Below are 12,155 nucleotides of genomic sequence, written 5' to 3' on the forward strand. Positions count from 1 at the left end.
AACAACGTATATTCAGTATCTCGTCATGCGGATCTTCTCACGAGGAAATAGTTTTAGAGGTGACGGTTCACCCAGTTGATGACGTAGTTAATTACTTCGTCACGCACTACTTCGTTCATGGTTTCGTGCATGAGGCCAACCCAGAATATGAATTCCTTATCCTTAGAGCCAATGGCGTTAGCCCAGTTAATGGCCATGTAGGAAGGGACAAGTCCATCCTTCTGACCGTGCATGATGAGGGTGGGGCGGGTGTAGGCCTTCGCGTTATAGGTGGCGTAGAGCAGGCCGTTCAGCATCTGTACAACAGTGGATGCGGTGAAGCTGTTAGAGTTCAGCGGATCCTTCTGGTACTCCTCAGCGATCTTGGTATCGGAGCAGACACCACCGGCAAGCTTGTTGGGGATATCGATCTTAGTTAGCGCATCGGGGCTGGTGAGGGGAGCCTTGCGGGTTTGTTTCTCCGTGAGTACAGTGGGGAGCACACCTTTGAAGCTGAGGATCTTATCGAGAGGGAGCTTTTCAGAAATGGTGGGGTCCAGCTTAGTGTTGGCTGCCGGTAATCCCTTAGCTGTGATCATCTTTGGCTGCAGAGTGTTCTTGCCGTAGGGGTTCCAGGGAATACCACCACCATTGGTGATGGTGCCATCCATGTCAGTGGGGTACTTGGTTTCCAACATTTCAGTGGCGAAGGAGCCCATCGAGTGGCCGATAACGAAGACCTTCTTGCCCTTGTTCTGTGCCTTGGCGGTCATGAGAACATGGTGGACGTCATCAACAAGGTAGTCGAAGGAGTTGACGTTACCTTTCTTGGTCTTGGTGTAGGGTTCGACTGATTTGCCATGTCCGCGGTGGTCCATGCGGTAGACGGAGAAGCCTGCCAGGTTGAGCCGGTAGGTGAGGTAATCGTAGCGGCCAGAGTGTTCCGCCAAGCCGTGGACAACAACGATGGCGGCTTTGGGCTTCGCCACAGTGTTGTACTTGTAGTAGATCTTGGGATGCTCGGGGCTGGCGGAGGTGAAGTAGCCTTGTGAAATCTTTGCCTTGGGTGCCACCATATTGTGAATCTGGTGCGGGTAGGGCTTGTATGCCGGGGCGGCGGAGGCAGTACTGACAGTACCGAAGCTAATAGCAGCAACGGATGCGATGGCGACTGCGCCAGTGAGAATACGATTCCGCATGAGAATGTTCCTATCTTTGTAGAAATGGAAGTTGGAAGACGGATTCACCACGGTTTTGCGCTAGCTGGGCGCGTGTATAGGGGATGTGTTGTTAACCCCATCGTAATATTTTCCCTGTTGGCGGGGGCTTAATTGCCACAAAATTACTTCACCCCCTCAGCCAGATGTACTGACTGAGGGGGTGATGAAAGGTAATAGTGTAATGAGTAGATGCTAGCGGGTAACTAACATCCTTTGTCGATATTACGCTTTGCCAAGGCGCGTGTAAAAGCGCGTGGCACCGCATTTGGCAAGAGGTGCTGATGGCTGAGGATGCGGGCTTGTTTGCCGACAGCCCAGTGGATGCGTGAACTCTTCTGCTTTTCTGGGCGGGTGGCGGTCCACACTACGTCGGTGACATCGTCGGCGGTGAGTTTTAGACCAAGTGTTTCCAGAATAGGAATGCTATTGCCCTGGTCCAGAGCATCTTTCACCATGTTAGTTTTCACGAAGAGCGGGTTCACATCGATAACGCGAATACCGTATTTCATGAATTCAATATCGAGGGCTTCGGTGAGGCCACGGATAGCAAACTTAGCGGCGGAGTAGACGGCCAGGTCTGGGGTGCCGACGAAGGAAGCCGCGGAGGAAATATTGACGATCTGGGCGCCAGGGGTGGTTTTCAGGTAAGGCAGAGCGGCGTGGATGCCGTTAATGCACCCCATGACGTTGACGTCGAAGAGACGCTTTTCGTCCTTGAACTCCTGTTTTTCGAATTCGCCAATAACGGCAACACCCGCGTTGTTAACGAGAATGTCGAGGCGACCGCCGGTGTGCTTCATAAAGTCTTCAATGGCGCGTTTAAAATCCTCGGGGTCCGAGACGTCCATTTTTCCTTGTATAACATTAGGATCGTGCTGTCCCCAGTCAAAGTGTCCCGAGCGGGTGTAGGCACCAACAAGGTAGCCTTCTTTGGCGAATCGTTCAGCAATGTTACGGCCGATGCCACGTCCAGCACCGGAAACAAATACGGCTTTTTGAGTCATATCTTTCCTATCGTTGTTGTTTTGCGCTGCGTTACATATTCACATTTTCGCTACAGAAGAATTTACGAGGTTTACTCTCTATAAGCGCTGGTAAAATTTCTTCTGACATTTATAAATATAGCCTTACATTCCTTGCAGAGAGACGGAACGCGAGGTTGGATAAATATATGACAAAAATAAACTCTGAATTCCACAAACTACTGCAAGAACAAATCGGCCTTGAGCTGGTGTCCTCCAACCAGTATCTAGCCATGTCCATCCACTACGACAACCTCGACATGCCGCAAATGACGGACGTCTTCAAAGGCCACGCCGATGAAGAATACGACCACGCCATGCAGATGATCCACTACCTCCAGGACGCCGGCATTAAGCCCGAGGTTCCCGAGATTCCGGCCGTCCGCAACGACTTCGACGGATTCGTCGAGCCTGTCCGTGTCGCCTTCGAACACGAACAATTCGTCACCTCAAAGATTGAGAAACTCGCCCGCGTCGCCCGCGACAGCTACGACTTCTCCGGCGAATCCTTCATCACAAAATTCATCGATGAGCAGGTGGAGGAAGAAGCCTACTTCAGCCGCCTCCTTGCCATCGTCGAAGAAGAAGGCGCCACTGTTTTCGAGATAGAAAACTGGGTCGCTCGCGAAATCGCTGCCAAGTAACATCTTTCGCGCAAATCAGTAACTAAGCGTCTATAACTAAATATTGAAAGACTCTCTCCTGCCATTTGTTAACGATCTGCCTATTACAGGGGAGGGTCTTTCCTATGTTTGCACATATACCCAGTACGATAAACGCATGGATCCAGCGACATCTCTTCGTAAACCTGGCGTGCGTCGTCCTGCTCTTCCTTCGCTCACTGGCGCCCGCTGGTATGCCGCCTTGGCAGTGTTTATTCTGCACTGTGTCATTTTTCTACCGGTTTACCCTTTCCAACGCACGCAAGCTTTCGTCAACCTCCACAAGGCTATTCCCATGCAGTTGGGTTCTCTGGGGGTGACGTTCTTCTTCCTCCTCTCCGGCTTCATCATCTACTACTCCTCCCGTAGCGATGACACTCCCCTCCTCTTTTACCGTCGCCGTGTTCTCAAAATTTTCCCCACCCATTGGCTTTCCACTCTTATGCTGATGGCGCTGGTAGCGGTTCCTTTCAGTCGGCTTATTACCTGGCTGCCGGAGGTTTTCCTTATCCACACCTGGAATCCGCAATGGACCTATCTGGGCGCACTAAATGTACCAGCCTGGTCTCTGTGTGCGGAGATACTGTTCTACTTCTCATTCCCTCTTCTGAAACCACTGGTGGAAAAACTCCACAGCAATAAGCAGATCATTATCGCTTTTGTTACTTTGCTGGTGGCACTCATCGTCATGCATGTGTGCTACTACTGTTTCACTGACGGTCCCAAAGGGATTGCGAATGCTTTTTCTGTGCGTATTCTGGATACCACCACTAGCCTCCACTATCCTGCCAACTCGGATCCTGCCTGGTTCCAGCGTGAGTCTGTAGCCTACTACCCCAGCTACTGGCTGAGCTACTACTTCCCACTGTCTCGCTTTGGAGAATTTTGGTTAGGGGTGTTGGCCTGCAAACTGGTTATCTCCGGTTGGTGGCGCAACACGAAAATCTGGTGGCCAACGCTTTTACTGGCCATATCCTATGCCCTCACATGGTGGGTACCCATCAACTTCAAAATGTCAGCACTATTCCTACTACCTACCGCTATGTGCATAGCTACTCTTGCCCGACGCGACCTAGAAGGTAAAAGTACTTTCCTGAACAGTAAAACCAATGTGTGGCTGGGTAATGTGTCCTTTGCCTTCTACATGGTGCAATATCCGGTGATGGTGTGGGTGACACGCACCTTCATTGGCGGTAAAAGCTACGGTTGGGCCGGCTGGCTAGGGTTTAGTGTGCTGGCATTTGTAGTGTCGCTTATCGTGTCCGGGCTTGTGTACACCTACGTGGATAAGCCCATTATGAAGAATTGGGCACGGCCCAAGAAAACCGGCGGTCCTACGCAAAAGCATGCGTAACAACATAGTGAAGAAATATTAAAAATGCGGCAGCTGCACGTAACTAAAGCAGCTGCCGCATTTTATTGAGTCTCGCTAGTGAACCTTATTAGTAGCCAACTACTGGACCATCCTCGTTACCGGGGACAAGAACCGGGCTGGAAGAAGTCTGTGTAGGCTTAGGCGCAGGCTGAGAAGGCTTTTGAGAAGGCTGCTGCTGCGGCGCAGGTTTCTTGGATCCAGCAGACTGATTAGTTTGTTCCTGCTTTTTTATCTCAGCTGAGGAAGCAGGCGCATCTTTTGTCTGCTGGGACGATTTATTGTTCTTCTTTTTGACTGTGTTGCTAGCCGTACTGTTGGTGGTACTACTAGTCGTGGAGGTGGTTTCAGTGCTGCTGGTGGCGGCATCATCATTGTTGCCGCATGCTGTTAAGCCTGTTGCAGCCAAAGACAGTGCCAATACAGCTGCACAGATACGCGTATTTTTCATAGTCAATCCTTTACGTGTAATGACAGATGTCATGTGATGTGCTCAAGCTGGCCTTATTAGCCTTTCACAACTAAGTTGACCAAGCGACCAGGAACGGCAATAACCTTCACCGGCTGCTTACCGCCCAACAGTTCCACCACTTTCTCATCGGCGAGAGCGGCGGCCTGGAGAGTTTCCCGATCCGCATCAGCAGGCACCTGGATACGGGCGCGAACTTTACCGTTCACCTGCACGGGAATCTCCACCGCATCATCCACCAGCCATTTCTCGTCAAAGGTGGGGAATGGTGCGTGGGCGAGGGACTCGTCATACCCCAGACGCTCCCACAGTTCCTCACAAATGTGGGGGGCGACCGGCGCCAGCATAAGCACTAGAGGCTCCACCGCAGCCCGCGGCGTGCCATCCACACCCTTCACCCCACCGTATTTCTTGGTGAGGAAATTGGTGTATTCAATCAGCTTGGCGATGGCAGTATTGTCGCGCAGGTTGCTGTATTCTTCGCGGACAGCGGCCACAGTGCGGTGCAGGTACTTGGTGGCTTCCTCATCCAGAGTCTCGTCGGTGACGGTGACCTCTCCACTGTCCTCACTGATGGCGAGCCGCCACACGCGCTGCAGGAAGCGGTGTGCGCCCACAACATCCTTGGTGGCCCAAGGGCGGGACTGGTCGAGCGGGCCCATGCTCATCTCGTAGACGCGCAGGGTGTCGGCACCGTAGTTGTCGCAGATTTCGTCGGGGCTGACGGCGTTCTTGAGGGACTTGCCCATCTTGCCGTATTCGCGGTTCACTTCGAGTTCCTCGCCAACAGCCACGCCACAGTTCTGGGCGATCAGCTTGGAGGCTTCGGTGGGGGTCCAGATGTAGTGGCCGTCGCGTTCTTCCACTTCCGCGGCGGGAATGTAGGTGCCGCGGCTATCGGTGTAGGCGTAGGCCTGAATGTAGCCCTGGTTGAAGAGCTTGCGGTAGGGTTCGGCGGAGGTCAGATAACCTAGGTCGAAGAGGACCTTGTGCCAGAATCGGCTGTAAAGCAGGTGCAGCACAGCGTGTTCCACGCCACCCACATAGAGGTCGACGCCGCCCAAATCCTGCTCACCGTGGAGGTCCTTGCGGGGCCCCACCCAGTATTCTTCATTGCGGATATCGCAGAAAATATCCTCATTAGTGGGGTCAATGTAGCGCAGCTGATACCAGGAGGAGCCAGCCCACTGCGGCATAACGTTCGTGTCGCGCGTGTAGGTTTTCAGGCCGTCACCTAGATCGAGCTCCACATTCACCCAGTCGATGGCTTTCGCAAGCGGCGGGCTGGGGACGGAATCAATATCGTCAGGGTCGAAGCTGACGGGCTTATAGTCCTCCACCTCGGGTAGCTCGATGGGGAGCATGTCTTCGGGAAGAGCGTGAGCCACGCCGTCCTCGTCGTAGACGATGGGGAACGGTTCACCCCAGTAGCGTTGGCGGGCGAAGAGCCAGTCCCGTAGTTTGTATTGGACAGTGCCGGCACCGGCCCCGGTTTCCTCCAGGTAGGCGATGGTGGCGGCTTTCGCGTCGGCAATGGTTTTGCCGTTGAGGTTGAGGCCATTCTCGCTGCTGGAGTTGATGAGAGTGCCGTCACCTGTGTACGCCTCGGTGAGGGTGCCGTCCTCATTGTGGGTGCCGCCGGACACAACATCAATGATGGGAAGGTTGAAGGCAGTGGCGAAGTCGAAGTCGCGGGTGTCGTGGGCAGGCACGGCCATAATGGCGCCGGTGCCGTAGCCGGTGAGCACATAGTCGGCGATGAAGATGGGGACGCGCGTATTGTTCAGCGGGTTAATGGCGTAGGCGCCGGTGAACACGCCAGTCTTGTCCTTATTTTCCTGGCGTTCGCGGTCAGATTTGGAGGAGATGGTGCGGCGGTAGTTGCGGACGGCCTCGGCGGGGGTCGCGCAGGGGTTGCCGGTGCCGTCGTCGCCCTTCCAGGAATCCGGGATAGCAGCGGTGGCAGAGCTGGCAGAAGCAGAGCCGGCAGCAGAGCCAGCAGCGTCGGGCCAGGCGGGTGCCACAATACTGTCGACCAGGCTGTGCTCGGGGGCGAGGACCAGATAGGTTGCGCCGAAGAGAGTATCGGGGCGAGTAGTGAACACGGTGATGGGGTCACTGATGGTCTCGCCCGGCTGACTGTCACTGTTTCCGACAGCACCGTTTTCAGTGTCGATGCGGAAGTCCACATAGGCACCCTGGGAGCGTCCAATCCAGTTGCGCTGCATGGCCTTTACCTTGTCCGGCCAGTCGAGGGCGGCAAGGTCATCAATGAGGCGGTCAGAGTAGGCGGTAATGCGCATCATCCACTGGCTGAGGTTCTTGCGGAACACGGGGAAGTTACCGCGCTCGGACTTACCCTCCGCGGTGACCTCTTCATTCGCCAGCACGGTACCCAGTCCGGGGCACCAGTTAACAGCACTGTTGCTGCGGTATACCAGGCGCTGCGAGTCGATAACCTCGGCGCGCTCCACCTTGGTGAGGTCCGCCCAGATGCGGCCCGCATATTTGCCGTCGCATACTCCATCTAGACTGCGGGAACCGTCCTCGTAGGAGGCGATCAGTTCGCTGACGGGGCGGGCTTTGCCGCGGCTGCCGGTGGCGTTGGTGGCGTCGGCGTCATACCAAGCGTTGTAGACCTGCAGGAAAATCCACTGTGTCCAGCGGTAGTAGTCCACATTGGTGGTGGCGAAGGAGCGGCGTTTATCGTGGCCCAGGCCCAGGCGCCCCAGTTGGCGCTCCATGTTCTTAATGTTGGCTTCGGTGGTGGTACGCGGGTGTGTGCCGGTTTGTACCGCGTACTGTTCGGCGGGCAGGCCGAATGCGTCGTAGCCGAGGGTGTGGAGAACATTGTGGCCCAGCATGCGGTTGTAGCGGGCGAACACGTCGGTGGCGATGTACCCCAGCGGGTGGCCGACGTGCAAGCCGGCACCGGACGGGTAAGGGAACATGTCCTGGACGAAGAGTTTATCGGCGGGAATATCGGAACCGTCGGCGGGGGCGAGGTCTCCTACCGGGTTGGGGGCTTCGAAGGTGTGGCGGTTGTGCCATTCCTGCTGCCAACGGGGTTCGATCTGGGCGGCCAGTTTAGCGCCGTAGCGGTAGACGGGGCCGATCTCGATATTCTCCGACACGATAATGCTTCTCCTGGGGTGGGACTACAGGTGAAAACGCTATATGGCGTTGGTTCCAGAATAGGCGGTGCAGCGGAAAAACTGCACATTAATCGCCACTTGTCTGCAAACCTGCGGTGTCGGAACTGGCTGCGTCAGCGTCGGATGTAGCACTGTCGGGCTGCCAGCGGTCGGATTCGCGGATGCCCCACTTGGAGAGGAACACGGTAAGGAAGGTAACAACGCCGCACACGACGAAAACGATGGCGGTGCCTTGGCTACATAGGTGAATGGCCAGGTCGTTGAGGGCATGGGCTTGGTCTGTGGGGAGCACATCGGCTACCTTGCCACCTACTTTGTCGGCGGCACCGGTGCTCACCATGTCTCGCACTATGCTGGCTTTGTCAGCGGGGAGGGAGGCAAATATGGAGTTATCGTCCAGCCCATTGTTGACGTGGCTGGCCAGGATAGCACCGTTGACGGCGACACCGGTGGCGGTACCGAGGGGCATGGCGGCGTTGGCCATGCCGGTGGCTACACCAGACTTTTGCGGGGGTACGACGCTGACGGCAATGTCCATCATGAAGGGGGTGACGAAGCCGCCGCCGATACCTAGGAGGAGCAGGGCGGGGATGAGGACTGTCCAGTTGGTGGTGTAGTTGACGGCGAGGCCGACAATGAGGCCGACGGCGCTAATACCCATGCCGATAGCCACTACATTGTTGGCGCCGATCTTCTTTCCGAGAGGCCCCACCATACCGGCGACGACGATCATGGGGACGGCGACCAGCATGATGATGGCGCCGATCTGGATGGGGGTGCGTTGTCCCACGCCGAAGAGCCAGTAGATGATGTAGCTGAAGAGGCCGAAGCTCATCAGTTTGGAGATGAATCCCAGCACAATGACGGTGCTGTAGCTGGGGATTTTAAACATGTTGAGGTTGAGGAGGGCTTCGTCACCTTTGTGTTTCTGCCGCCAGATCATAACGGCCATAACGATAATGCCCACGATGAAGAGGACGATGGTTTTCCAGTTGCCCCAGCCGCGTTGTGGCCCGTAGAGAATGGCGTAGTTGATGGCGAAGAGGCCGATGACGGTGTACAGAACGGTGAGGTAGTCGGCTTTGCCTTGGGCTGTGACACCTTCTGCGCGGAGTTTCTTATAGGTGTTGGGAACGGCAATGAGGGTGCCGATAATGCAGATGAGGCCGAGTGGCACGTTGATGAGGAAGAGCCAGGGCCATACGCCGCGACCGAGGAAGTCGTCAGCAGTTTGCAGAATGATGCCGCCGACCAGGGGACCGAAGGCCATGGCGGCGACGGAAACTGTCATGGACAGTCCGATGGCGCGGTTGCGGCGGGCGGAGTCTTCTTTGGCGTAGGCGTCAGCAATGAGGGGGATGCAGGTGCCGAAAACCATGGCGGCGCCGAAGCCTTGCAGTCCGCGGAAGATGACGAGGCCACTGGTGCTGGAGGCGAAAGCGCAGGCCAGGCTGGAGAGCATGAAGACGATATGCCCGGCGAGGAAGAGTGGGCGGCGTCCCCAGAAGTCGGAGATGGCCCCTACACCTAGGAGGAGGGAGGCGAAGGCGAGTGTGTAGGCGTTAATGACCCACTGGGCGCTGGAGAGTGGGGAGTTGAAGTAGTCGGCGATGGACGGCAGGGCCACGTTAACAATGGTGCTGTCGAGCGTCATGATGATGGTGGAGAGACCAACGAAGATAGCAGCCCACACAGGGTTCGGGGCGTGCTTGGGGGTGCGTGTGGAGGTGGTGTTGGTAGACACTGGCGTCCTTAAGTCTTACACAGTCTTACAAACTTTTCTTTAGGTATGCCTAACTTTACATATGGGGCCTATAAGGGCGCTACCTGTCGCACTGCTATACCTTTACAAAACTTTTTCTTAACTGAGATTCTTTTTGGCTGAGATTCTTCTTAATTGAGTCAGTTACCTCTACTTAAAGCACACAACTATGGATAGGATAAAGACACTTTATTGCTCAACTGACCATTTCTGCTTTGTAGAACGGTGATCATGTTTCCTCTGAAAACCCTCCGCAGTCGATTCACACGCACTGCCTTCGCAACCCTCACATCCACAGCACTCCTCCTGGGAATGGCACAAGCCCCCCGCCAACGCCACACCCCTCTCCACCACTGACTACCGCAGCACTGTCGCCAGCACCAGCAGCAGCAACGCTCTCGCCAGCAAGGCTAAAACTGCCGAGAACCCCAACGACCCCACCTTCCTCCCCACGGCAGAAGCCGGCTTCGTCACCTCCGCTGACGGCACCCGCATCAGCTACTACCAGTACGGCAAGAAAGTCACCGAAGCCCCCACCATCGTCATCACCGGCACCTGGCCGTGGGATGCACAAGTATTCAACCCCCTCGTCCGCCTCCTCGCCCAGACCTACCACGTTGTGCAATACGACCAGCGCGGCTACGGAAAAAGCGGCAAACCACTCCCCATCTCCGCATACACACTAGACAAACTAGCCGCGGACTTCGGGGCAGTCATCGACAAAACCGCACCCCACAAACGAGTCCACGTCGTGGGCGTTGAATGGGGACCCTACGCCTTCTCCGAATACAACCAGAGCCACAAGGGACGTATCGCTTCTTTCACCTCCCTCGGCTCCCCCTCCATCGACATCAACGCCACCTGCGCCAAAGCCGACATCACCTCCAGTGACAAGGCTGAGCAAAAAACCGCCCGCCAGTACTACGCCTCCAGCCTCTTCTTCTACGGACTGGCCAACGTACCCGTCATCCCCTCCGCCATCATGCTCTCCGGAATGCCCGCCCTGGTTGTTAACTCCGTCTCCGACAAACTCGCCGGAAAATGGGACGCACACCTCCAAGGCGACGAAATGTACTACGGCCTAAAAATGATGAAAGCCAACACTCTCAAGCACGGCCTTCACCCCTCCTACAGTTTCCTCGACGTTCCTCTCCTGCAGGTCATCGACATGTCCATGGATATCCTCCCCTCCGCATATGTCACCTCCACCCTGGAGAAGCACACCAACCGTCTCCTGCTCCGCAAACTCCGCGCACTCCGCAACACCATCGTCGTGTACCCGGTGAGTATCGCCAACTGGGTCAATGAAGCAGTACGCGTTGTCGAAGCCGAAAACCCCAGCGTGAAATAGCCAGAAGGACACACCCATGCACACCACACTACGTAACCATCATCTGACCGCCCGGCGCAGCCTCGCCGCCCTCAGTACCGCAGCCGCCCTCACCCTGGGACTCGTCACCGGACCAACCCCCGCCGCCCAGGCTGTACCCGTTGACGGCTCCGTCACCACCACTGACACCAACACCGCCCCCGACACCAGCGGCGTCACACCTCTCTACCGCGCACCCCGGCACCGCCTGGTCACTACGCGCGACAAGCTGAAAGTGTCCGTCTACGAATACGGCCCCTCTGCCCGCACTGCGGAAACCATTGTGATGACCGGAGGCTGGCCCTGGAACTCCAGCGGCATGGAGCCCTTCGCCCAGGTACTCGCCACAAAATTCCATGTTGTGCGCTACGACCAGCGTGGCTCCGGCCAATCCTCACACCCCGAGGACAGCAACCTGTACACCATGGAACGTCTCGCCGATGAAATGCTGGACGTTATCCACGCCACCACCCTTCCCAGGCAGAAAGTGCATGTGTTCGGCGAAGCCTGGTGCCCCTTCATCGCCGCGCAACTGACCTGGCAGATGGGTAAGAAGAGCCCCATCGCCACCCTCACCAGCCTGGGCGCCCCCTCCATTGATCTGACCGCCAACCTCTACCATCACACCATGCAGTCCGGCACCCCCGCGAAGAAAGTGCAGGCCCGGAAGCAGCATGCCGCCCTCAGCTACATTTGGTTCCTTCACGCCCACCCAGACCTATTCGAAGAATATGTGGTGAAAACCCACTACATGACGAACCTCTCCAACGCCGCCATGAAATATGTGGGTGGGGACTTCAACGCCACCCTTCTCAACGAGGATGTACATTCCGGCGTGAACAAGTACCGCATTGGGTTCATGACGCACTGGGACCACCCGGAATACGACTACATCGACATTCCGGTAGTACACGTCCTCCACATGGCCAATGACTTCATCGAGACGGAATATCTCCTTGATGGTCTGGAAGAACGTACTCCGCACTACATGCGGCACGATATTAACGGCGACCACATGACGTGGGTGACGTCCATGACCACCATCATCGACTACATCTACCAAACAGTGCAGACCTACCACCAGCTTTACCGCTAGGCTGCGTAGACTGGCCTAGACTGTCTGGCACGTTTCGGTAGGTTTTCGA

Annotated in this window: 10 protein-coding genes; 4 read left to right on the forward strand and 6 right to left on the reverse strand. The window is 56.1% G+C overall.

Annotated features, from left to right (window positions below; all coding sequences use genetic code 11):
• Positions 1-53: 53 nt before the first annotated feature.
• Both QZV76_RS04570 and QZV76_RS04575 read right to left on the reverse strand, forming a co-directional pair.
• Entirely contained in the window at positions 54-1,178 is a 1,125-nt protein-coding gene (locus QZV76_RS04570; protein ID WP_290598653.1) for an alpha/beta hydrolase, read from the reverse strand.
• Between the two features lie 224 nt (positions 1,179-1,402).
• Positions 1,403-2,203, reverse strand: coding sequence for an SDR family oxidoreductase (locus QZV76_RS04575; protein ID WP_290598654.1), 801 nt, complete (start codon positions 2,201-2,203; stop codon positions 1,403-1,405).
• 167 nt (positions 2,204-2,370) lie between these two features.
• On the opposite strand from QZV76_RS04575, the gene QZV76_RS04580 reads away from it, so the two are divergent.
• On the forward strand, positions 2,371-2,865 hold the full coding sequence (locus QZV76_RS04580) for a ferritin (protein ID WP_290598655.1): 495 nt from the start codon (positions 2,371-2,373) through the stop codon (positions 2,863-2,865).
• A 43-nt stretch (positions 2,866-2,908) separates the two neighbouring features.
• The gene (locus QZV76_RS04585; protein WP_290598656.1) at positions 2,909-4,237 is read left to right on the forward strand and encodes an acyltransferase; all 1,329 of its coding nucleotides are present in this window, start codon (positions 2,909-2,911) and stop codon (positions 4,235-4,237) included.
• A gap of 88 nt (positions 4,238-4,325) precedes the next feature.
• Here QZV76_RS04585 and QZV76_RS04590 read toward each other — a convergent pair whose 3' ends face one another.
• The 4 genes from QZV76_RS04590 to QZV76_RS04605 all read right to left on the reverse strand — a co-directional run bounded on the left by QZV76_RS04590 (position 4,326) and on the right by QZV76_RS04605 (position 10,257).
• On the reverse strand, positions 4,326-4,706 hold the full coding sequence (locus QZV76_RS04590; protein WP_290598657.1) for a hypothetical protein: 381 nt from the start codon (positions 4,704-4,706) through the stop codon (positions 4,326-4,328).
• A 56-nt stretch (positions 4,707-4,762) separates the two neighbouring features.
• Positions 4,763-7,858 carry a class I tRNA ligase family protein gene (locus QZV76_RS04595; RefSeq protein WP_290598658.1) on the reverse strand — a complete coding sequence of 1,032 codons (3,096 nt, stop codon included), beginning with the start codon at positions 7,856-7,858 and terminating at the stop codon, positions 4,763-4,765.
• Between the two features lie 88 nt (positions 7,859-7,946).
• A complete protein-coding gene (locus QZV76_RS04600; RefSeq protein ID WP_290598659.1) occupies positions 7,947-9,623 on the reverse strand; it encodes an MFS transporter in 1,677 nt (558 codons plus the stop codon).
• Positions 9,624-9,927: 304 nt separating this feature from the next.
• Positions 9,928-10,257 carry a hypothetical protein gene (locus tag QZV76_RS04605; RefSeq protein WP_290598660.1) on the reverse strand — a complete coding sequence of 110 codons (330 nt, stop codon included), beginning with the start codon at positions 10,255-10,257 and terminating at the stop codon, positions 9,928-9,930.
• On the opposite strand from QZV76_RS04605, the gene QZV76_RS04610 reads away from it, so the two are divergent.
• Complete coding sequence (locus QZV76_RS04610; RefSeq protein ID WP_366664343.1) at positions 10,186-10,992, forward strand: alpha/beta fold hydrolase; 807 nt, start codon at positions 10,186-10,188, stop codon at positions 10,990-10,992. The genes QZV76_RS04605 and QZV76_RS04610 overlap by 72 nt on opposite strands.
• A 16-nt stretch (positions 10,993-11,008) precedes the next feature.
• A complete protein-coding gene (locus QZV76_RS04615; protein ID WP_290598662.1) occupies positions 11,009-12,106 on the forward strand; it encodes an alpha/beta fold hydrolase in 1,098 nt (365 codons plus the stop codon).
• Positions 12,107-12,155: the final 49 nt, after the last annotated feature.

It is taken from the genome of Lawsonella sp., from assembly GCF_011525565.1.
GTDB classification, from domain to species: domain Bacteria; phylum Actinomycetota; class Actinomycetes; order Mycobacteriales; family Mycobacteriaceae; genus Lawsonella; species Lawsonella clevelandensis_A.